The organism is Luteibacter rhizovicinus, assembly GCF_004342265.1.
In the GTDB taxonomy this organism is placed as follows: Bacteria; Pseudomonadota; Gammaproteobacteria; order Xanthomonadales; family Rhodanobacteraceae; genus Luteibacter; species Luteibacter rhizovicinus_B.
In genome coordinates this window covers 35,567-57,228 of the sequence record NZ_SMCS01000010.1, presented here as the reverse complement: position 1 = coordinate 57,228, position 21,662 = coordinate 35,567, and the positions used below count along the sequence as shown (strand labels likewise).

15 protein-coding genes and 1 pseudogene are annotated in these 21,662 nt (G+C 63.6%); 6 read left to right on the top strand and 10 right to left on the bottom strand.

What is annotated here, in order from left to right; translation table 11 throughout:
* Nucleotides 1–69: 69 nt before the first annotated feature.
* From EC912_RS18075 to EC912_RS18060, 4 genes and pseudogenes are all read right to left on the bottom strand, one after another.
* Nucleotides 70–711 carry a hypothetical protein gene (locus EC912_RS18075; protein ID WP_132147056.1) on the bottom strand — a complete coding sequence of 214 codons (642 nt, stop codon included), beginning with the start codon at nt 709–711 and terminating at the stop codon, nt 70–72.
* Between the two features lie 277 nt (nt 712–988).
* A complete protein-coding gene (locus EC912_RS18070; protein ID WP_132147053.1) occupies nt 989–1,789 on the bottom strand; it encodes an NrdJb in 801 nt (266 codons plus the stop codon).
* Between the two features lie 488 nt (nt 1,790–2,277).
* Nucleotides 2,278–2,703, bottom strand: a pseudogene (locus tag EC912_RS19875) (hypothetical protein); the annotation flags it as partial.
* Between the two features lie 140 nt (nt 2,704–2,843).
* Complete coding sequence (locus EC912_RS18060) at nt 2,844–6,122, bottom strand: LAGLIDADG family homing endonuclease (protein WP_132147050.1); 3,279 nt, start codon at nt 6,120–6,122, stop codon at nt 2,844–2,846.
* A gap of 543 nt (nt 6,123–6,665) precedes the next feature.
* On the opposite strand from EC912_RS18060, the gene EC912_RS18055 reads away from it, so the two are divergent.
* From EC912_RS18055 to EC912_RS18040, 4 genes are all read left to right on the top strand, one after another.
* Nucleotides 6,666–8,030 (top strand): DegQ family serine endoprotease, encoded by a 1,365-nt coding sequence (locus tag EC912_RS18055; protein ID WP_207906891.1) that lies wholly within the window; start codon nt 6,666–6,668, stop codon nt 8,028–8,030.
* Nucleotides 8,031–8,346: 316 nt separating this feature from the next.
* Nucleotides 8,347–9,819, top strand: a complete 1,473-nt coding sequence (locus EC912_RS18050) for a LysM peptidoglycan-binding domain-containing protein (RefSeq protein ID WP_132147047.1) — start codon at nt 8,347–8,349, stop codon at nt 9,817–9,819.
* Between the two features lie 8 nt (nt 9,820–9,827).
* Nucleotides 9,828–10,553: an HAD family hydrolase gene (locus tag EC912_RS18045; RefSeq protein WP_132147044.1), complete on the top strand. Its 726-nt coding sequence runs from the start codon at nt 9,828–9,830 to the stop codon at nt 10,551–10,553.
* Between the two features lie 26 nt (nt 10,554–10,579).
* Nucleotides 10,580–11,956: a leucyl aminopeptidase family protein gene (locus EC912_RS18040; RefSeq protein ID WP_132147041.1), complete on the top strand. Its 1,377-nt coding sequence runs from the start codon at nt 10,580–10,582 to the stop codon at nt 11,954–11,956.
* Here EC912_RS18040 and EC912_RS18035 read toward each other — a convergent pair.
* Nucleotides 11,947–12,288: a hypothetical protein gene (locus tag EC912_RS18035; protein WP_132147038.1), complete on the bottom strand. Its 342-nt coding sequence runs from the start codon at nt 12,286–12,288 to the stop codon at nt 11,947–11,949. The genes EC912_RS18040 and EC912_RS18035 overlap by 10 nt on opposite strands.
* 323 nt (nt 12,289–12,611) lie before the next feature.
* On the opposite strand from EC912_RS18035, the gene EC912_RS18030 reads away from it, so the two are divergent.
* Nucleotides 12,612–13,607, top strand: coding sequence for an alpha/beta fold hydrolase (locus EC912_RS18030; RefSeq protein WP_132147035.1), 996 nt, complete (start codon nt 12,612–12,614; stop codon nt 13,605–13,607).
* On the opposite strand, the gene EC912_RS18025 is transcribed toward EC912_RS18030, so the two are convergent.
* The 5 genes from EC912_RS18025 to pdsR form a co-directional block, all read right to left on the bottom strand.
* Nucleotides 13,580–14,074 carry a DUF4019 domain-containing protein gene (locus tag EC912_RS18025; RefSeq protein ID WP_132147032.1) on the bottom strand — a complete coding sequence of 165 codons (495 nt, stop codon included), beginning with the start codon at nt 14,072–14,074 and terminating at the stop codon, nt 13,580–13,582. The genes EC912_RS18030 and EC912_RS18025 overlap by 28 nt on opposite strands.
* A 326-nt stretch (nt 14,075–14,400) precedes the next feature.
* Nucleotides 14,401–15,072 (bottom strand): hypothetical protein, encoded by a 672-nt coding sequence (locus tag EC912_RS18020; protein WP_132147029.1) that lies wholly within the window; start codon nt 15,070–15,072, stop codon nt 14,401–14,403.
* Entirely contained in the window at nt 15,069–16,544 is a 1,476-nt protein-coding gene (trpE, locus tag EC912_RS18015) for an anthranilate synthase component I (protein ID WP_132147026.1), read from the bottom strand. Before trpE ends, EC912_RS18020 begins: the two co-directional genes overlap by 4 nt.
* Nucleotides 16,545–16,607: 63 nt before the next feature.
* Nucleotides 16,608–18,608 carry an ATP-binding protein gene (locus EC912_RS18010; protein ID WP_132147023.1) on the bottom strand — a complete coding sequence of 667 codons (2,001 nt, stop codon included), beginning with the start codon at nt 18,606–18,608 and terminating at the stop codon, nt 16,608–16,610.
* Nucleotides 18,609–18,838: 230 nt separating this feature from the next.
* Nucleotides 18,839–19,528, bottom strand: a complete 690-nt coding sequence (gene pdsR, locus EC912_RS18005; RefSeq protein WP_132147021.1) for a proteobacterial dedicated sortase system response regulator — start codon at nt 19,526–19,528, stop codon at nt 18,839–18,841.
* A 215-nt stretch (nt 19,529–19,743) separates the two neighbouring features.
* Here pdsR and EC912_RS18000 point away from each other — a divergent pair, with 215 nt between their 5' ends.
* A complete protein-coding gene (locus EC912_RS18000) occupies nt 19,744–21,405 on the top strand; it encodes an alpha/beta fold hydrolase (RefSeq protein ID WP_165973660.1) in 1,662 nt (553 codons plus the stop codon).
* The last annotated feature ends 257 nt before the right edge of the window (nt 21,406–21,662 follow it).

Here is a 21,662-nt window from a genome sequence, read left to right as displayed (position 1 = left end):
GCCACTCAACATCGAGTCGTTTTAACAGCTCATCACTGACTTGGATGATAGGGCCGTATGTTATGAGACTTACGCACACCAGTGCCCAGACGGAGCATCAGTCACACCATATTCAATCTCAGCCCATTTGCATTGAGCCTCCAGCATCGGACTCAATAGATCATCCAGCGCTGCCATTGCGTCCTTAATTGGCGCCTCGTCAATACCAAGGAACCGGTATGCCGCCATCAGCCGCAGGAAAAGCATAGAGAAAACGTCTGATATGAGACGCCCCAAATGGGATAGGTGAAGGTAATTACGGTTTTCCACTGAGCGCGCTTCGCGATCGCTAGGGAGGGATACACCGACAAAATCCGCATGCTGGATATGACTAGCCGTCGAATAACCTATTGCAAGTGCAGTGATACCTTTGAAGCCACCTTCTTCACCCTTTGAAAGGGTCGCCAGCAGGTTAGTGAAGCCCCAGCTTGCGTCGATTCGTCGTCGTTCCTGCGCTGATGTTCGATCCGAGTACTCTCGATACTCGTCATCGCTAAGCAATCTGTCGGTAAATGGCCTAAGCCATTCCACCCCCAAGCCAGATAGAGCACTCACCGTGGCGGCGGCCTTCTTATGATCCTTCATCAACGATGTTTCAAATTGCACCTCAGAGTACTCGTGAAATCTCGCGTTAAACGTTGTTTCACTCTGAAGTAGATAAGCAAATTTCAACGTCCCTTCCAAAACGGAACGACTCGCGAGCTCGGCGTCCCATAACTGACCGTACCTACAAAGGAGAAGAACGCTCTCGGTCGATCGAGCGGACGCGCTCGCTAACGACCCCAGCACAACTAACTCATTTGATGACCAATGCGTCGACAGAGCAAACGGACTCATCAGTGGCAGAAGCTCTCGCATCCGAACCAGTGATTGAAGAGACCAGACCTCTTGCAAAGAGGTTAAATGAAGGTCGTACACCGTATCCCCGATTTCGCAGGAACGTCGATCATCACCCGCACTTCGAATACCCACAATTCAAACAAGTCTGACACCCATCCATCAGAACCAGCGCCTGGGTATTGCACTTAACGCAGAGGGTTGCGCCGGGCGGGAAGCCTGAGGCTTCGCTCTGAACCGCTTCAACCTGCGATGCCGACGCACCGTCGGACGGTGAATCGCCCGCGGAGCGGGCTCCTGCAGAGAGCGACGCAGTGGCGCTTGCCGCCGCCGGCTTCTTGCTCGCCGCCTCATAAGCCGCACGCTTCTCCGCGATCAGCGCGCGGGTGGCGTCGCTCATTTCGGGGTCGTGGATGAGGCCGATGGACTTCATGTGGGTTTCGATGACCGCGCCGATTTCGGCGACTATGCTGGGCATGTAGACGCCGCCGGCTTTGAAGTAGCCGCCGCGCGGATCGAAGACTGCTTTGAGTTCTTCGACGATAAACGTCACGTCGCCGCCCTTGCGGAAGACGGCGGACAGAATTCGGGTGAGCGCCACGATCCACTGGAAGTGGTCCATGTTCTTCGAGTTGATGAAGATTTCGAAGGGGCGACGCTGTTCGTGCTGGGTGCCGGCGTTGAGGACGATGTCGTTCAGGGTGACGTACAGCGCGTGCTCGAAGAGCGGCGACTTTATTTTGTACGTGCTGCCGACGAGGGTCTCGGGACGCTCGACGCTTTCGTGCATCTGGATGACTTCGGCCATCGGCGCGATGTCTTTGGCCTGTGCCGCGGTTGCTGCCGGGGCGGCTTTGTCTTCGGGCTTGACTACCTGGTAGCCCGTGATCTTCTTGTCGATCTTGATCGCCATGACTTTTTACTCTGTGTATCGGTGACGACGGCGCGGCCCGGATGGGTGTGCGGCCCGGGCTAGCCGGGCCGCACGGGTACTACTTACTTGCGACGGACGCCACGTGCGGCGGACTTGCGTGCCGCGGTACGACCCGTCTTCTTGCTGGCAGTGGGCCTCTTCACCGCTTTGCGGGCGGCTTTCTTCGCAACGGGCTTACGCGCCGTCTTCGTGCTGGCGGCCTTGCGGACCGTCTTCTTGGCCGTGCTGCTGCGAACGCCGGCCTTACGGTCCAGCTTGGTCACAGCTTTCTTCGCCGCCTTGCGGGCGGTGGAAGCTTTCTTCGCGACGCGACCGGCGACTTTCTTGACGGCCTTGCGTGCGGTGGTGGCTGCCTTGCGGACGCCCTTCTTGACGGCGACCTTGCGGGCGCCGGCCTTCTTGGCGACTTTCTTTACAGCTTTCTTGACGACCTTCTTGACCGAAGCCTTCTTGGCCGAAACCTTCTTGGCGACCGACTTCTTCACAGCCTTCTTGGCGCTGACCTTCCTGGCCGGTGCCTTCTTCGCTGCCGACTTCTTCACGACAGCTTTCTTGACGGCTTTCTTCACCGCTTTCTTGGCTGCGGCTTTCTTGGCCGGAGCTTTCTTGACGGCGGCCTTCTTCGCTGCCGGCTTCTTCACAGCCTTCTTGACGCCGGCTTTCTTGGCCGGAGCCTTCTTGGCCGTCGGCTTCTTAGCCGTTGCCTTCTTGGCGGTCTTTTTGACGGACGCCTTCTTAGCAGCGGCCTTCTTGGCCGGCGCTGCCTTCTTCGCGGCTGCCTTCTTCGTAGCTTTGCGCACAGCCTTCTTCGCCGGGGTGGCGGCAACCGGCTCTTCGACGACCGGTGCTGCGACCGGTGCGACGACCTTCGGTTTGCGCGGCTTGCGCTTCACGACCTTCTTGGCCACGGGGGCTTCGGAAGCAACGGACGCTTCGTTTACCGGCGTGACTTCGGTGGTAATCGTGTCGAATTCGAAAGCTTCGCTTTCGACGACCTGGTTTTCTTCAGACATTTTTATCCCTCTCCGCGGGGTCAGAACTTGCCGTAATAGCCTTCCTTCAAAGCATCGAAAAGGTTCGCGGCGGTATGCATTTCACCGTCGTATTCGACCTGCTCGTTGCCTTTCAGTTCGACAAAGCTACCGTCTTGTAACTCGAAGCGGTAGAGGGTGTTCTCAAGATCGGTTTCCTTGACCAGCACACCCTGGAACGCCGCGGGGTTGAAACGGAATGTCGTACATCCCTTTAAACCCTGTTTATAAGCGTAAAAATAGATGTCCTTGAAGTCTTCGTACGGATAGTCCGTCGGGACATTCGCGGTTTTGGAAATCGACGAGTCGATCCATTTCTGGGAGGCAGCCTGGATGTCGACATGCTCTTTCGGGCTGATGTCGTCGGCCGCAACGAAGTATTCGGGCAGCTTCGCCTTCGGATCGTCGGAGTACGGCATGGCCTCTCCGTTGATCAGGGCGCGGTAGGCCAGCAGCTCGTAGCTGAAGACCTCGACCTTCTCTTTCGACTTCTTGCCTTCGCGGATCACATTGCGGGAATAGTGATGCGCGAAGCTGGGCTCGATGCCGTTGGAGGCATTGTTGGCCAGGCTGAGCGAGATGGTGCCGGTGGGCGCGATCGACGAGTGATGGGTGAAGCGCGCGCCGGTTTCGGCCAGGGCTTCGATCAGGTTCGGGGCCACTTCGGCCACGCGCTGCATGTAGCGCGAATACTTCGCGTGCAGGATGCGGCCGGGGATGGCGTCGCCGATCTTGTAGCCGTCGCGCGCCATTTCGGGGCGCTTGCGCAGCATGTCGCCGGTGACTTCATAGGTGGCCGCCAGGACGGGCGCCGGACCTTTTTCCTTCGCCAGTTCCAGTGCCACTTCCCAACCGGCCACGGCCATTTCGCGGGAAACTTCGTCGGTGAAGCCGACGGCGTCGGTGCTGCCGTAACGCATTTTCAGCATGGTCAGGGTCGAACCCAGGCCCAGGAAGCCCATGCCGTGACGGCGCTTGCCCAGGATTTCCTGGCGCTGCCGTTCCAGCGGCAGGCCGTTGATCTCAACGACGTTGTCGAGCATGCGGGTGAAGATTTTCACCACCTCGCGGTACTCGTCCCAGTCGAAGCGGGCCTTCGGCCCGAACGGATCGCGCACGAAGGTGGTGAGGTTCACCGAGCCCAGCAGGCAGGAGCCGTACGGCGGAAGTGGCTGTTCGCCGCAGTTGTGCGCGTGCAGGCCATTGGCGTCGAACGTGTTGATGTCCGGCACCTGCACGTCGTAGACGGCTTCGGTACCGTCGGCCTCGATGGAGGCGACGGTGGCGGTGAAGCGCTCGCGGTTCGGCGTACGGACATAGGCGGCAAGCAGGCGCTTGAGGTTGCCCTGTTTGTCCGTGTCGGCGAAGCCGATCTGCTCGGCGAAGGTCGCGAGGTTGTCGCCTGCGATCACCAGCTCGTGCTGAGCCTGCGTCGCGTAGTCGGCCATGCCACCACGACCGTCGGGCAAGCGGGCCGTGCCCGCGTCGCGACGGTTGGCGTAGATCGTCGAGGCGATGCCCAGACGCAGCAGCATGCGCTGCGCGGCTTCAAGGCGCGGCAGGTCGGACTGGGCCAGACGGACGCTGACGCCCTTCAACTGGCTGCCCTGCACCGAACCGTCGGCATCGAACAGACCGCGGAGGAAACCGCGACTGAAATCGCTGGACGCCTGCTCGGCTGCCGGACCGATGCACTTGTTGCCGGGTGTCATGCCGACTTCAAGCGCCAGCTCTTTCAGCGCGCCCAGCGACAGACGGAATTCGTTACGGTTGCCCACCGACTGCCAACCGGCGAAGTCCGCGCGGTGCGGCAGCGTGCGGGCGGCCGTCTCGGCAGCGTCCATCAGCGCATAGACACCGGGCGACGGCGCGGCGATGCCGCCGTTGGCCGCCATGGCAGCATGGAAAACGGACAGCACGGCCTTGTCGTTCTTCAGCGTGCCGTCGCCGACCAGCAGACCGAGCAGGAAACCCTGTTCAAAGGTGTACTTGCCAGCCCACGCGTTACCGCCGCGATGGTTGTTGAGCAGCACCTCGTCGCCCGGACGCAGGTCGCCAGCGGCGCACCAGTCGGTGTCCAGCGCCCAGCGCGTCTTGCGAACGACCTTGCGCACGCGATGATCGGCGGTCAGGCGAAGCTGGTAGCCCTGATCGGTCGCGAGCTTCACGACGTCTTTGCGTGCCGTAAGGAAGAAGCCTTCCGGACCGGTGGCGTGGTCCTTGCCGTCGACGCGGGCGGCGAATGGCGTACCGATGAGGTCGGCGACCTGGCGCGGACCTTCCGACGTCTGCACCCAGGTATCGGCCGTGACGCAGGGGTTGGTCGCGCGGATGTGCTCGCACCACCAGTTGTTGTTCATCTCGTTGACGCGGTCGATCAGGATGAAACCGGGCTCGGCGTAGTCGTACGTCGAGACCATGATCATGTCCCACAGGTGCCGCGCGCGGATGTGGCCGTAGATCTTGCAGGCGACCAGACCGTCTTCGCGGACGACGTAGTTCTGCGTGGTGGGCCATTCGCGCCAGACGACCTTGGTGGGGTCGGTCAGGTCGATTTCGTCCTGCTCTTTGACGTGTACCGGGAAGACGGTCGGCCAGTCCTGGTCGTTCTCCACGGCGTCCATGAAGCCGTCGGTGATCAGCAGCGACAGGTTGAACTGGCGCAGCCGGCCGTCTTCGCGCTTGGCGCGGATGAATTCCTTGGCGTCCGGATGGCTGATGTCGAACGTACCCATCTGCGCGCCGCGGCGACCGCCGGCGGACGAGACGGTGAAACACATCTTGTCGTAGATATCCATGAACGACAGCGGGCCGGACGTGTGTGCGCCAGCGCCGGAGACGTACGCGCCGCGCGGACGAAGCGTCGAGAATTCGTAGCCGATGCCGCAGCCGGCTTTCAGGGTGAGGCCTGCTTCGTGCACCTTCTCGAGGATGTCGTCCATCGAGTCGTGGATGGTTCCCGACACGGTGCAGTTAATGGTGGACGTGGCCGGCTTGTGCGCCAGCGCACCCGCATTGGACGTGATGCGGCCGGCGGGAATGGCACCGCGGCGCAGGGCCCAGAGAAAGCGCTCGAACCAATGGGCGCGAAGCTCTTCGGTGATTTCGACATCGGCAAGGGCGCGAGCGACGCGCGAATAGGTTTCGTCCACGCTGCCATCGACGGGCTCGCCGGACTTCGCCTTCAGACGGTACTTCTTGTCCCAGATGTCGTAGGAGGCGGGCTGGAGCGGAATCGCCGCGGTCTCAAGCCCGATGGCTTGCGCACGTGCTGTGCTCATGAATTTGTCGTCCTCGTTCTCGGCCATGACCAGGCCTTTATTGTCGTCGTGGCACAACCTCGAAGCGCCGCCCCCGGACACTTCGAAACCATCCTTGTCCGACCTCGCGATCCGGCCCCCGGCCCAAGCCTGCCGATACGCGTTTCCAGCTTTGTTCTTCCGAACCGTATCACCAGCACTAGGTGATGTGTGAAGAAGAGAACACAAGATGTTGTGGTTGCCGCAGGTGGGAACAGTACTGCTGGGCATGGACGATGTAAAGGGTCGTGGAACGGTTTTTGAGAGCTGGGAAACCTGGGTATTTTGTTGCGGTCGAAATGGAGGTTTTTCGCTCGCTGCGTTTGCTCTCTTGTGGGAACGTGCCTGCGCGCGAAAGCCAACGGAGCGGAGGTGCCGTGCGTCGCATCCGCAGCCTGGAAATTGGGCTGGCGAAGGTGGGCATTGTGCTTCTTCGCTTCGTTGGCTTTCGCGCGCAGGCGCGCTCCCACAGGAGTAGGCGGCCTCGGGTGTCCATCGATCAGAACTGCTTAAGGGAGAATCACTATGTTTTGTTTTCGACGTATCGCTGGCCGGATGCTTGCTGCGTTGTTGTTCGCCTCCACCGCGTTCGCCGCCCACGCAGCGCTGCCTCCGGTCGTGGGCGGCGAGGCCCTGCCCTCGCTGGCACCTATGCTTACGAAGGTCACGCCCGCCGTGGTGAATATCTCCACGAAGACGCGCGTGCGTGCCCGCGATCCGTATTTCGACGATCCGCTTTTCCGGCAACTGTTCGGCGGACAGGGCGTACCGCGCGAGCGCGTGGAGCAGAGTCTGGGGTCAGGCGTGGTGGTGGATGCGGCCAAGGGCTATGTGCTGACGAACCACCATGTGGTGGGCAGCGCGGACGACATCACGGTCACGTTGCAGGACGGTCGCGACTTCAAGGCGAAGCTGGTCGGTAGCGACGCCGATACCGATATCGCGGTGCTGCAGATCGACGCGGACCGGTTGCAGGCATTGCCCCTGGCCGATTCGTCGCAACTGCGCGTGGGCGACTTCGTGGTGGCGGTGGGCGATCCGTTCGGGCTGGGTCAGACGGTGACGTCGGGCATTGTCTCGGCGCTGGGCCGGTCTGGGTTGGGCAAGGGCTATCAGAGTTTCATCCAGACCGACGCATCGATTAATCCCGGTAACTCCGGCGGCGCGCTGGTGAATCTGCGTGGCGAGCTGGTGGGTATCAACTCGATGATCTTCTCGCCCTCGGGTGGGAATGTCGGTATCGGCTTCGCCATTCCCGTGGACCTCGCCGGACAGGTGATGAAGCAGTTGCTGGCTTATGGGAAGGTGCGGCGCGGGAATCTCGGCGTGGACGTGCAGGATGTGACGCCGCGCGTGGCGCAGGCGCTGAAGCTGAAGGACACAACCGGGGCGGTGGTCACCCGGATCAATGAGGGGTCGCCCGCGGATGGCGCCGGGTTGCAGATCGGCGACGTGTTGACGGCGGTCGACGGGAAGCCCGTGCGTAGTGCGCAGGATGTACGTAATGCCGAAGGATTGTTGCCGTTGGGCACGTCGGTGCATCTCACCGTCCAGCGAGAGGGAACGTCGCGCGAGGTGGAGGCGAAGATCGAGGCAGCGAAGCTGGCGACGCTGGATGGCGGGCGTGTCGATCCGCGGCTGACGGGGGTGACGTTGACGGATGTGGATGGAGAGCAGCGGGCGCAGGGGTTGTATGGCGCGGTATTGAGTGGCGTGCGGCGCGGGACGGTGGCGGCGTCCGCCGGGTTGCAGGATGGCGACATTGTTATCGGGGTCGGGCAGCGGCGCGTCACAAGTGTGAAGGCGTTGCAGGGGATTGGCGGGCAGCCGCCGCGGCAGTTGTTATTGACTGTGGTGCGGGGGGATGGGGTTTATTACGCGGTTTTGTGAGGTGGGGTTCTGATGTGGGCGCGGCTTCATCGCTTCGTTGGCTATCGCGCGCAGGCGCGCTCCCACAGAGATCAAGAGATTCGGGAGCAGGCTCGCTTTCTGTGGAAGCGCGCCTGCGCGCTTGTGCCAAGCAAAATATCCATGACGGTGCGATAGCCAACAAAGCGGCGACGCGGCACCCTTCACGCCCCTCAGCCCCCGTTCGGTTTCCCCCCGGCAGGATGCTGAACGACGCCGCAGGTGCAGGCGAGGGCCTACATGGCCATAATTGCCGACCATTACTTCACCGCTTCGCCCTCTGAGGTTTTTGCCGTCCATGTCCCTACGTCTCGCGCGACTGATTTCCGCCACGCTTATTAGCGTTTGTGCGTCCGCAACTGTCCTGGCCGCGGAGCCTCCCCTGGTCTGGCGTGGCGATATCACCACCGCGCGCGGCGTGGTTACCGACGTCGCCAAGGCGTGGGAAAAGTCCGGCAAGGGCAAGATCGAATTGCAGCCGTTCAATACGGCGTCGGGTATCGACGCGGTGGTCAAGGGCACGGCCGATCTGGCCGGTAGCGCCCGCCCGGGTTTCGGTGGCGCCGAACAGTCGCTGACCTTCACGCCGGTCGCATGGGACGCGCTGGTGATGATCACCTCCCCGGCCAATCCGGTCAGCAACATCACGCTGATGCAGCTGCACGAGATCTACTTCGGCCGCATCACGAACTGGAAGGACGTCGGCGGCAACGACGAGCCGATCAACCTGTACGCGGTGGCCAGCCCGGGCGACGGCGTGGAATTCAGCATGCGCAAGCTGCTGTTCGGACGCGGCAACCAGCCGGTGGCCGCTCCGCGTCTGTACGTCAACGTCGCCAAGCTCGAAGAAGGCGTGACGCTGGACAAGCGCGGCCTCGGCGCGACCACCCTGGCGGGCGTCACCGGCAACAAGAAGGTCAAGATCATCTCGATCGACGGCGTCGCGCCCTCGGCGTCGACGATCGCCAACGGTTCGTATGCGCTGTACACCGAGCTGTATCTCGTCACGAACGACGCCAGCCCGAAGGCTGCCGAGACGAAGGAATTCATCCAGTTCGTGACCAGCAGCCAGGGCAGTTCCCTGCTGCGGGCGCATAGCCTGGTGCCGTATGCCGATGGCGCTACGCTGGCCTCGGGCGACGCCGCGCGTCGTGCACGCATTGCCTCGACGGTCGGCACACGTGCCAACGTTGGCTCCGCGATGACGACGCCGACCGTGGCTGCCGCCGCAGCCGGCGCCGAAGCGACGCAGGCCGCCGTGGCTGCTGCCAAGGGCACGGTCGCGAAGGCTGGCAAGCCGGCCAAGACCAAGGCACCGGCCGCCGAGCCGTCGCAGTTCGCCACCGTCGTGGCGAGCGTGACGACGACGGCACGCAAGGCCTTCGGTGGCGTCCATGCCGAAGCCATCACCGTATCCGATCAGGCCAAGCGTGGCGGTCGCTTCGCGAAGGTCACGGCCGATGCCGTGACGGTTCGCGGCAAGCCGGTCGCCAAGCCGGTTCCGGCGAACGAAGTGCCCGAGAAGGCCACGCCCGCCCTGCCCCTGAAGCCGATCGCGAAGGCCGAGCCGAAGAAGGTCGTCGCGAAGGAAGCCCCGGCGAAGAAGCCGGCGGCGGTTGCCTCCCACACCTATAAGGTGTCGACGGGCGACACGCTGTACTCCATCGCGAAGAAGAATGCGGTGGACGTGAACCAGCTTCGCGCCATGAACGGCATCAAAGACAACAACGTACACCCGGGCCAGGTGCTGAAGATCGGCTCGGCTCGCTGAGCCCATCGATGCAAATCCACGCGGTATCGCTCGACCTCGATGACACCCTTTGGCCGGTTCTGCCCGCCCTGATCGAGGCCGAGCGCTGCGTGGATGCCTGGCTGCGCGAACACCATCCCACGGTGGCGACGGCATGGCCCATCGAGGCCATGCGCGAACTGCGCGATCGCATCGCGCTGGAAAACACCCATCTTTCCCACGACTTCAGCGAGCAGCGTCGCCTGACCATCCGGCACGCGTTCGCGGCCTGCGGCATCGACGATGCGCCGGTCGACGAGCTGTGGTCGATCTATTTCGCCGCGCGCAACCGCGTGGAGCTTTATCCCGATTCGCTTGCCGCGCTGGAACGCATCGCGGCGCATCTGCCGATCGCCAGCATCAGCAACGGCAATGCGGATCTCGAAGTCATCGGCCTGGACCATTTCTTTCGCGAGCGCCTGAGCGCCAGCGGCGAAGGCGTGGCCAAGCCGCATCCGCAGATTTTCCGCGCCGCGGCCGAACGTCTCGGTATCGCGCCCCAGCACATCCTGCATGTCGGCGACGACCCGCTGCTGGACGTGGTCGGTGCCCGCGAAGCGGGACTGGCGACGGCCTGGCTCAATCGCACGGGCGAACGCTGGTCGCACGGTCCCGCGCCCGATCTCGAATTCACCGACATGACCGCACTGGCCGACTGGCTGGACGCGTTGCGTGCGTCGGATCCGTCCATCCACACTCATCCCAACGCGCGGTGAGCGCACCGCAGGCATCTGGAGGCCACATGTCGTCGCTGATCGAACGTAAATCCGGGAAGCATGCCTTTATTCCTGTCGAAACCGTCGATACGGCCGGCATGCCCGCCACCGAAGGGCGGCTGGATGCGACGCAGAAACAATGGCTGGAAACCATCGGATTCCGTCCGACCGTGGGCAACGTCGCGCTGCTACCGGATGCGAAGGGCGGCCTCGCCCGCGTGCTGGTCGCCGTGGATCGCGCCGATCCGCTATCGGCCATCGCCGGCCTGCCCTATCGACTTCCGGTCGGCAGCTACGAGCTGGCGGACGAGGGCGTCGTCGACGATCGACTGCTGGCCGCCCTGGGCTGGGCACTTGGCGCCTACGGCTTCGACCGCTATCGCAAGGCACCGCGTGCGCCGGCGCAGCTGACGGTGGACGGCGCAACGCTGAAGACACTCGCGCCCCTGATCGATGCCACCGCGCAGGTGCGCGATCTGGTGAATACGCCCACCGAAGATATGGGGCCGGAGCATCTGGCTGCCGCGGTGAAGGCGCACGCGATCGCGCACAAGGCGACATTCCGCGAGTGGGTCGGCGATGAGTTGCTGGCAGAGAACTTTCCGACGATTCATGCCGTGGGCCGCGCAAGTCATCGACCGCCACGCCTGATCGAACTGACCTGGGGCAAGGCAACGCATCCGAAACTGATCATCATCGGCAAGGGCGTGTGCTTCGATACGGGCGGCCTCGACCTGAAACCGGCCGACGGTATGCGCTGGATGAAGAAGGACATGGGCGGCGCCGCGCATGCCATCGCGCTCGCCGGCCTGATCATGCAGGCGAAGCTGCCGGTGCGTCTGACGCTGCTGGTCCCCGCCGTGGAAAACGCTGTTGCCGGCAATGCCATGCGTCCCGGCGAAGTCGTCGTGACGCGCGCCGGCTATTCGGTCGAGATCGACAATACGGATGCCGAAGGCCGACTGGTGCTGTGCGACGCGCTGACCTACGCCGCCGAACAGGAGCCCGATCTGATCGTGGACTTCGCCACGCTGACGGGCGCCGCACGTGTCGCGCTGGGACCCGAGCTGCCCGCACTGTTCACCAATCGCGACGGGTTGGCGAACGAGGTTATCGCCGCGGGCAACCTCGTGGCCGATCCGTTATGGCGCTTGCCGCTGTGGCGTCCGTATCGCCGCATGCTGGAGTCGTCTATCGCCGACTTCGCGAATGCGGGACCGTCGCGCCATGCCGGCGCTGTGACGGCCGCGCTCTATCTCGAGCGTTTCGTGCCGGACAACGTCGACTGGATGCACCTGGACACGTATTCGTGGAACGACAGCGACCGGCCGGGTCATCCGCGTGGCGGCGAAGCGCAGGGTCTGCGCGCGTTCTTCCGGTTCCTGTCCGAGCGCTACGCCTGATCGGTTAAGCGCTGGTCGGACGAATCGCGGGGCGATTCGTCCGATGCCGATGCCGCACGGCGGGCTTCGGCGATTTCCAGCGCTACCAGCGCGCGGAGATTGCGCTCCATCTCTGCAAGAGTCAGCGGGAAATAATTGTCGGCGCGATCGGGGACCGACCAGCTTTCGATGCGCGCGTCGGTCGCAGGAATGCCAACCGCGTTCAGTGCTTCGCGTACGCGCTGCGGGTCGAGGTGCGTCGACTGCAACACCAGTTGCCAGAGCCAGTTCATGCGCTGCGGATCGACGCCGCGCGTCATGGGTGGGCGGGTGTATTCGCTTGAGGTATTCATCGGGGCGTTGTCCTCCTGATGGCGTGCCGACGGGGCGCGATTATCGCATCGAAAATACGTGAGGTTGTGCCGCGATTTTCTGTGCGAATCGTCCACGATTTGCTTTCTGTGGGAGCGTGCCTGCGCGCGAAAGCCAGCAGGGCGGGGAAGCGGGATGAGCCCCTTCGCGAGCCCGCGCTTCGGGCTGCGAATGTCACGCATGGCATCTTCGCTCCGTTGGCTTTCGCGCGCAGGCGCGCTCCCACAACAGGTCAGCTCATACGCATCGCGCTCCGTTGACTCTCACCCGCAGTAGGCTGTGGGCTTTCGCTGGAGAACACGTCATGCGCCGCCTTCTTCTCGCCACCTCCCTGCTCCTCGCCTGCCCCGCTTTCGCCGACGATGCACCCAGCATCACCGCGCTCGGCGCTCGGCTGGAGAAGTACGACTATCCCTACCCCGCGCAGTTCTTCGAGGTGCATAGCCAGGGGCAGACATTGCAGATGGCGTATATGGATCTGAAACCCGCGCACCCGAACGGGCGCACCGCCGTATTGCTGCATGGGAAGAATTTCTGCGCGCCGTATTGGACGGCGACAGCCGAACGGCTGCGTGACAAGGGCTATCGCGTCGTGGTGCCGGATCAGATTGGCTTCTGCAAATCGTCCAAACCGCGCGGTTATCAGTACAGCATCCACCAGCTTGCCGCGAATACGCACGCGCTACTGGCGAGTCTGGGAGCGGACAAAGTGACGATGATCGCTCACTCGATGGGCGGCATGATCGGGGCGCGATACGCGCTGATGTTCCCGCAAGGTGTCGAGAAGCTCGTACTGGTAGACCCGATCGGGCTGGAAGACTGGAAGGCGAAGGGCGTGCCCTGGCGCAGCGTGGACGACTGGTATGCGAACGAACTGAAAACCAGTTTCGCGAGCATCAAGGCCTATCAGCTGAAGAGTTACTACGGCGGGAACTGGAGGCCTGAGTACAGCCGCTGGGTAGCGCTGCAGGCGGGCATGTACGAGGGCGGCGGGCGCGAGACGGCCGCATGGGCCGGTGCGCTGACGTACGACATGGTATTTACGCAGCCGGTGGTTTACGAATTCCCCGATATCCGCGTGCCAACGGTGCTGATCATCGGGCAGCGCGATCGTACAGCCGTCGGCAGGGATCTGGCGCCAGCCGATGTGGCGGCGAAGCTTGGCGACTATCCCGCGCTGGGCAAGGAGGCCGCGTCGCGTATTCCGGGGGCGAAGTTGATTCCGCTCGAAGGACTTGGCCATTCGCCGATGCTGGAAGCGCCGGAGCGTTTCTATATGGCGTTGGACGAGGCGTTGTAGCCCATGGTGTCCGGCTGCACCGGGCGGATGACGTAGCCGACGGGCGACCAGCCGGCCGGCGTGGGTGCCAGCGAGATCGTTTCGTAGACCGCGCCCTGCCGATAGCTGGCGTGGAAGACGACGTTGAGATAATCGCCGGCGGGCAGCCCATTGGGGTTGCACACGCGGACGATTTCGAACCAGTCGCGCGAGCGGAGTCTGCCCAGTTGCGCGCGCACGCCGATGAGGTAGCGAACCCAGTCGGCAAGCGGTACGAGCTGACGCATCATGTCGTCGGCGGCCTGCCACATGGCTTCGGCCTGGTGCGTATCGGATAGTTCGACCCAGCGCGTGGCCGCGCCGATAGCGCCGTCGATGCTGCGCACGGGTGTATCGGCGCCCGGACCGATGGTGAGGAACTCCGCCATCGCCCGTAGCTTGCCCAGGTTGTCGACCGCGGCGTACCCGCGGGATGGCGTGCTTGCCATATGTGCCCTCCTCCGCACCCTGCGCTGGCAGGTTCCTCCCAGGCGGGGGGTGGGGTCAACTCGGCTGGATGGGGTATGCCTCGTACATTGGCAAACCCTCGTTTGCCGTGGCCCTCTCTCTGAGCTTTCTGTGGGAGCGCGCCTGCGCGCGAAAGCCAACGGAGCAGCGATGCGATGCACAACACTCGTAGCCGGAAGTCCGGGCTCGCGATGTGAGCCACGGCGTCTTCGCTCCGTTGGCTTTCGCGCGCAGGCGCGCTCCCACAGAAAGCTAGAGAGCAGAGAGCAGAGAGCAGAGAGCAGAGAGCAGGCTAGGCTGTGAGCTCTTACCGGCTGCGCGGAAAGGTCAGCACTTCGGCCGTGTAGGTTTCCACTACCAGGCTGAAGGGTTGGTTTTCGGCGGTATAGAGGACGGCGCGGTGCTGGAGTACTTCGTGCGGAATGATCAACAGCGTCTTCTTCGACGGAGGCAATATCGCGCCGTTTTCCCAGCCCTTGGGCAATGGCGACCACAACAGGTCGGCACTCTTGGTCTGCCGGCGGAAACCAAGCGCCTGCACCACTTTGCCGAAAGGCTGATCGGTAGTGTCGAGAATGCGGTTCATCTCCGGCGTAAGACGCGACGGGACGTACCAGTTGTCGGCTTCGGACAGCACATGGCCGCCGCAGGCGAGCTGCACACGCCGGTACCGCACGGGTTCGTCGGCACCGATGCCCAGTTCGGCGCGCGCGCCTTCGGGTAACGCCTTATCGGCACCCTGCACGCGGTTGGCGACGATCTTCGGCGTATCGGCCATACGGTGGTCGCCGCACCAGCGCTCCAGCGTCAACGTGGCGCTGGCATGGCTGAGCAGGTCGGCATTGAGCGATTCCAGCAGCGCCAGCGCCTGGACGCGCGAATCGAAGTCGTCGGTCCACGGTTCCTGTGGCCCGCGCGCATCGGCGGTGCCGACAGCAAGCATGGTAGCGAGTGCCGCTACGGTCGACAGGCGTTTCATAGACCTTTCGCCGCCTGCGCAACCGCACGGAACAGTGCCCTGCCCTTGTTCATCGTCTCTTCCCACTCGGCGGCGGGATCAGAGTCGTACACGATGCCGCCACCGGCCTGCACGTGCAGTCGGCCATCCTGGATAACGGCGGTGCGAATGGCGATGGCCGTGTCGGCGTCGCCCCACCAGTTCAGCCAGCCGATGGCGCCCGCGTAGATGTTCCGCTTGAAGGGCTCCAGTTCCTGGATGATTTCCAGCGCGCGGATTTTCGGCGCGCCGCTGACCGTGCCGGCGGGGAACGTCGCTTTGATAACGTCCATGTACGACAGGTTGTCGCGGATATCGCCTTCGACCTGCGACACGATATGCATGACATGCGAATAGCGTTCGACGACGAACGATTCGGCGAGCTCGACCGTACCCGTTTTGCTGACGCGGCCGACATCGTTGCGACCGAGGTCGATCAGCATCAGGTGTTCGGCACGCTCTTTCGGATCGGCCAGCAGTTCGGCTTCGAGCGCATTGTCCTCGGCTTCGTCGGCGCCGCGCTTGCGCGTGCCGGCGATGGGGCGCAGGACGACGCGACCGTCCTTCAGCCGCACGAGGATTTCGGGCGACGAACCAACGATCTGCGTCGTACCGATGTCGATGAAGAACATGTAAGGCGAGGGATTCATCGCGCGCAAGGCGCGATAGACGTCCACCGGACGCGCATGGAAGCCGACGCTCAGACGTTGCGAGGGTACGACCTGAAAGATGTCGCCGGCGCGGATGTATTCCTGCGCCGTGCGGACCATGGCTTCGTATTCCTCGCGGGTAAACGAGGACTTGAAGTCGGCTTCGTCGAGCACGGCCGGTTGCAGCATCTGCGGGTACGATGCGCCGCTCTGGCGCAGGCGGAACGCCAGCGCGTCGAGACGTCGCGATGCTTCGGCGTAGGCCTGCGGCCGCGATGGATCGGCATGCACGATGAGATACAGGCGGCCCTTGAGGTTGTCGAAAACGGCGACTTCCTCGGCCAGCATCAACAGGACATCGGGGGTGCCGAGTTCGTCGCGCTTGTCCCACTGCGCCAGCCGCTTTTCGATGTACCCGATCGTCTCGAAACCGAAGTAGCCGACCAGGCCGCCCGTGAAGTCCGGCAGACCCGGCAGCTTCGGCACTTCGTACTGCTTGCGCAGCGTTTCGATCTCACCCAGCGGATCTTCGAGATGACGCCGCTCGACGACTTCGCCACTTTCCTCCACTTCCAGCTCGTGACCGCGCAGGCGATATACCCGTCGCGCGGGCAGGCCGATGATGGAATAGCGTCCCCAGGTGGCGCCGCCTTCGACCGATTCGAACAGGAAGGTGTACGGGCCATCGGCCAGTTTCAGGTACACCGACAGTGGCGTGTCGAGATCGGAGAAGACCTCGCGCACCAGCGGAATGCGCGTATTGCCCTGGGCAGCCAGCGCGTCGAATTCGGTTCGGGACAGCATGGGGGGCGTTCGGATGGCAGGTGGGTCTTGGATTGTAGGGGGCGGGCGGCGAATTTTGGGGATCTATCCCAGCCTCTGCCTCGGCAACCCGCGCAGGTGCAGCGTAAACACGACGCCGGACCCGTCCTCGAGATTTCGCGCGCTGGCGCTGCCCTGGTGCCGTTCGGCGACGAGGCGAACCACGTAAAGGCCCAGGCCCAGATGCGGCGCGTCGCCGGGGGTGGCTTTGTCGCGCAGGCTGACCAGGGAATCGAAGAGCCGGCCCTGCATGGCAGTGGGCAGGGATGGCCCCTGATTGGCCAGTTCGATATCCGCCCCGTCCGTGGTCGGCTTCAGGGCGATACGGAGCCAGCCGTCGGCCGGGGTGAACGAGAGTGCGTTGTCGAACAGCTTGTCGAGTGCCTGCGCTATGAGCTCGGGCGAGACATGCATGGATACCGGCCCCGGCGGCAGGATGCATTCGATGTGGCGGGCACCGGCTACCGAGCGGTAGCCCTCGGCGCAGCCGCGCACGATGTCGGCCATGTTCACGTCTTCCGCCTCGGCGGAGGCGATGGCGCGTTCCATGCGGCTGGCTTCGCTCATGGCGCGGACCAGGGCGCCGAGTCGGGCGACGCCGTCGCGGGCGCGCAGCAGATACGGCTGCGCCTCGGGCGGCAGGCCGGCGTGATCGAGGTTGTCCAGCGACGACTTCACGATGGCCAGCGGCGTATTGAGTTCGTGGGAAAGTTTGGATGCCAGCGTGCGCAGGTAGTCGGTGTAACTGCCGACCACATCGAACAGCCGCGCGAAGCTGCGGGCCAGATCGCCCAGTTCGTCTTCGGCATCGATCAGCGGGAAAGGACCGTCCAGCTTGCCGTCGTTGTCTTGTGCGCGTTCGGCGGCGTTGCGCAGACGGCGCAGCCGGATCGTCAGGCGCGTGGCGAACAGCAGCAGAACGCCGCCGGCGATCAGCAGGACGGCGAAACTGGTCAGCAACAGGCCGAACAGCGCGCGATTGGCGAGCAGCGGCACGGCGCGGCTCGGTTGTTCGAGCAGGACGACGCCACGCGACTCTCCCTTTACTTCGATCGGCATTGCGGCCGCGAGGACCACGCTGCCGCGCGATTCACCCGCACGCCACGCAGTGGCCGGCTTGCCGTGTAGCGCTTCGGTCACTTCGGGCAGATCGACGCGAGGCGCATCGTCGGCCCATCCGCCCTCTTCGTCCAACCGGGTGGCCAACAGCGAGCGATACACCAGCGAGGCAAACCAGCCGGGGCGTTCGGTGGCCGGGAGGTCGGGCAGATCCAGTCGTCCGCTCTGCGCCAGCAGCCACGCCTGCGGCGTGAGGACGCGTACGCGCACGCCGTCGGGCGCCAGCAGTGCGAGTTCCTTCGACAAGGACGGCGAGAAGGCCAGCAGCGGACGTGTATCGGCGGACTGCGGATCGCCGCCGTCGCCCGGCATGTGTACGCCGACGCCGAGCTTTTCGATGGCAAGACCGCGCGGCAGGCGCAGTTCGACGCGGAAACCGCTGCCGTCCTCCTGCCATTGCGCGTTGATGCGGTCCGGCAGGATGCCCATGGCGGGGTCGAGAGCGATGGCGGTCGTGGCGCCGGGCGCGGCGCTGGCGATGAGATAGCGCTGCGCCTCGTCGCTGCTGGCGACGGACAGGATGATGTGATCGGCGTTCAGCGCCAGCCGCTCGTCGGCGTCCGAGCGATGCCGGCGCGTGGCGCGCACGTCGATGTAGAGGTAGAGCCAATGCTCGTCTTCGGCCAGCAGGACCTTGCCGTTCTTGCCGGCCGGCTGCGACCACGGCGTGAGCGACGCCCAGTCGTCGGCGTAGCCGTCGACCGTGATGGGGACGCTGGCGTGCTGGACGTACCAGGCGGGTCCGCCCGGCGGTAGCGGGGCGTCGACGACAACGAGGCTGCGTGCCAGCGCGCGGGCGGAGGCGACCAGCGCCTGGGCCTGGCCTTCGCGTAGCAACGTTTCCATTTGCCGCACGTAGAGCCAGCCGGCGACCGGAAGAGCCAGCGTGCAGAGGGCGACGAGGAGGAGTTTGCGGCGGAGGGTCATGGGGGGATTATCGGTGCTGTCGAAGAGCGCGTAGGGGTTTCATCGCGACATCCGGTTGCACCGCGCTGGGCCCTGCCTGCGCAGGGGCGACGGTGAGGTTATAGCGATGTTTCCGTAACCCACAAGAGAGCTTATAGCGACGCTTCTGCAACCCTCACCGTCGTTCCTGCGCAGGCAGGAACCCAGGACGAATGCGCCGGAACGAGCGACTACGCGCACGACCGCGCCCTTCAAGGCGTCCAGCGATACCCCACGCCATGCACCGTTTCGATCGCATCGAAATCCGGCGCCAGCGCGACGAACTTCTTACGGATGCGCTTGATATGCGAGGTAATCGTCGCGTCATCGACCACCAGCTCCGCTTCGCGCATCAGCTGATCGCGATTCTTCACGTGGCCAGGAAAACGCACGAGCGTGTGCACCATCCAGAATTCCGTCACCGTCAGCGGGATCTCGATGCCGTTCCACAGCACGCGCATACGCTCGGATTCGAGCTTCAGCGGCCCGTGTTCGATCACCGTTTCGCTAGCGGCCGGGGCCTTCAGCGATTCGATACGCCGGAACAACGCCGCAATGCGCGCGGCGAGCTGATGCAGGCTGGTGTCCTTGCTGAGATAGTCGTCGGCGCCAAGACGCAGCCCGGAAATGACGTCGAAATCGGAATCGCGCGCCGTAAGGAAGATGATCGGCAACGTGGCCGATTTCGCCCGCAGTTCGCGGCACAGGTCGAACCCGCCTTCGGGCTCGTCGCCCAGGCCGATGTCGATGATGACCAGTTCGGGAAGACGCATGGAAAACGCGATCGAGGCCTCGCCCCGCGAACCGTAGCCGCGCGTTTCGTAGCCAAAGCGGTTGAGCGCCTCGACGTAGTTCGCACGGATGATGGGTTCGTCTTCGACGATGGCGATGCTGCGGGCCATGCGGTACTCCGGGTGATTGAGCGGCGTGCGCAGCGTGCTATGTGGCGGCCGCGCATGCAAGGGACATGGCGACATTGCCTCTGTTTCGCCTCAAACGACACAGGGCGCGGCCAGCAATTTATCAGCCAGAGCGTACTCGTCTTCACGGGGGAGACTGCCCTGACCGCAGGCGGACGGCGACCCATACTTTCGCCTCCCTCCCATGGAACCACCCCATGCTCCGACCCTTGCTTTGCCTGGGCGCTCTTGCCTGCTGCTCCGAGATTGTCGCTCGCGACGCGATTGAGTGGGAATTGTGCGACGCCTATTCGGTTTACGCGCCGGAACCCGGCGAACTGGCCGACCGTACACGTTGCGGATTGCTCACCGTGCCACGCGATTACAACGATCCGACGGCCGGTGCCATGCGCATAACCGTTGTACGGGTGACAGCGCGCGATACCGCGCACCGGCGCGGCGCCATCATTCTCAATCCCGGCGGCCCCGGCGCGCCGAATGGCCTCGAGTTCGCCATGACCACCCAGCAATCGTGGGACCGTCACGATGACCCCCTGTTGGTCGAAGCGGCAAATACCTACGACTTCATCGGCTTCCTGCCCCGCGGAACCGGCATCGTCGAACCGACTGCACTCACGCCGGAGAGTGAGGGAGCACTGCGTTGCACCTCCACTCGCCCGGACGTGCCTTATGAAGACCCCAACGAGGATCGCACCCAGGGCAACGTAGCGCGCATGCATGCCAGCGCGGAATTCACGGCACAGACATGCGAATCCCAGCCGATGTCTCGCTACGTCGATACGGAAATGACCGTGCGCGATATCGACGCGATACGCGAGGTCCTGGGTGAATCGCGGATCAGCTTTTACGGCGTGTCGTACGGCACCTGGCTGGCCTCGTGGTACGCGGCCAGATATCCGGATCGCATAGACCGGCTCGTCCTCGATAGCGCCATGAACATTACCCAGGATTTCGACGTAGCCAGACTTGCGCAGGCACCCGAAACCCAGGCCATCATCGACGACCTCGTAATTCCCCTCGCCATTTCCAGGCCGGAGGTTTTCGGATTGGGCGACTCACCCGACGCGGTCCGGGCAACGTTCGAGGCCATGCCGCACGTCCTGAAAAAATCCGTACGCGAATTCCTGGAAGTTCAACTCGCGCAGGGAAACGTCAGGGAGGCGGGATTCGTGCTCTCGATGGGCAACGACATCGGAAGGATTGCCTCCCATCACCCGGAAGCGGATGCCGACACCCTGGTGGACCTTGCAAAGAACTACTACCGGCATGAGGCTCCGCCAGAACTCGGCGCCTTTGCCACGTTCATGGTCCCGAACGTCGTCTATCCGGCTTACTCCCTGCCCACGGCGGATACGTTCGACCTGGGCGTAAGCGATTCGATCAATGAAGCAGTGGCCTGCAACGACACGCAAGCCATTCGGGATCCCACGTACTGGACTCGGAAAGGCGACTCGTACGCAGCGCTTTATCGCATGGCCAGTGGCGGGGCGATGACGCATCGGCCATGCATGTACTGGACGCGGCACGCCGCTTCGCGACCCTCGCCAGGCGACTATGCACGCATACCGCGCGCCCTGATCCTGCAAACCGAACACGACTCGCGCACGCCGTTGCCGGGTGCCATGTCGACATACGGCGCATTGCCCAATGCTGCGATGGTCGTACTACCCGGGACTACCGGCCACGGGGTCATCGCACGCGGCAATGCCTGCTCGTTCGGAAAGATCGGCAATTACCTGATCCATGACCGGCTACCGGAAGGCCTGTCCGAATGCCGTGGCTCGGCCATCGGGAATGAACGGCTCGAGCGTCTGGTCGAACAGGCAACGAGATCGCCCCGTTCGTCGCGCGTACGATAAATCGGTTCCCCTGCCCGCGAACCGCCACAAACCATCGGCAGTTTGCCTCTTCATGGTCGCTCTGCGTACCGACAGGAACGCTTTACTGGCAGCCACTGGAGGACTTTCATGAAACCCGAAGCGAACAATACCGAACTGGAACGCAACTTCGAGCCGCTGCGCGTGGCACTGGCCGTCGGCGCGTTACTGCTTGGCATCGTCTTCGGCATGCACTGAGAGGAGACCCGTGATGGACCGATCTGTGATGGACGTTCGCA

Excerpts from the sequence above, each read along its gene's own strand:
- EC912_RS18070 (WP_132147053.1), bottom strand. The coding sequence starts at position 1,789 with ATGGCGATCAAGATCGACAAGAAGATCACGGGCTACCAGGTAGTCAAG.
- EC912_RS18060 (WP_132147050.1), bottom strand. The coding sequence starts at position 6,122 with ATGAGCACAGCACGTGCGCAAGCCATCGGGCTTGAGACCGCGGCGATT.
- EC912_RS18055 (WP_207906891.1), top strand. The coding sequence starts at position 6,666 with ATGTTTTGTTTTCGACGTATCGCTGGCCGGATGCTTGCTGCGTTGTTG.
- EC912_RS18050 (WP_132147047.1), top strand. The coding sequence starts at position 8,347 with ATGTCCCTACGTCTCGCGCGACTGATTTCCGCCACGCTTATTAGCGTT.
- EC912_RS18045 (WP_132147044.1), top strand. The coding sequence starts at position 9,828 with ATGCAAATCCACGCGGTATCGCTCGACCTCGATGACACCCTTTGGCCG.
- EC912_RS18040 (WP_132147041.1), top strand. The coding sequence starts at position 10,580 with ATGTCGTCGCTGATCGAACGTAAATCCGGGAAGCATGCCTTTATTCCT.
- EC912_RS18035 (WP_132147038.1), bottom strand. The coding sequence starts at position 12,288 with ATGAATACCTCAAGCGAATACACCCGCCCACCCATGACGCGCGGCGTC.
- EC912_RS18030 (WP_132147035.1), top strand. The coding sequence starts at position 12,612 with ATGCGCCGCCTTCTTCTCGCCACCTCCCTGCTCCTCGCCTGCCCCGCT.
- EC912_RS18025 (WP_132147032.1), bottom strand. The coding sequence starts at position 14,074 with ATGGCAAGCACGCCATCCCGCGGGTACGCCGCGGTCGACAACCTGGGC.
- EC912_RS18020 (WP_132147029.1), bottom strand. The coding sequence starts at position 15,072 with ATGAAACGCCTGTCGACCGTAGCGGCACTCGCTACCATGCTTGCTGTC.
- trpE (WP_132147026.1), bottom strand. The coding sequence starts at position 16,544 with ATGCTGTCCCGAACCGAATTCGACGCGCTGGCTGCCCAGGGCAATACG.
- EC912_RS18010 (WP_132147023.1), bottom strand. The coding sequence starts at position 18,608 with ATGACCCTCCGCCGCAAACTCCTCCTCGTCGCCCTCTGCACGCTGGCT.
- pdsR (WP_132147021.1), bottom strand. The coding sequence starts at position 19,528 with ATGGCCCGCAGCATCGCCATCGTCGAAGACGAACCCATCATCCGTGCG.
- EC912_RS18000 (WP_165973660.1), top strand. The coding sequence starts at position 19,744 with ATGCTCCGACCCTTGCTTTGCCTGGGCGCTCTTGCCTGCTGCTCCGAG.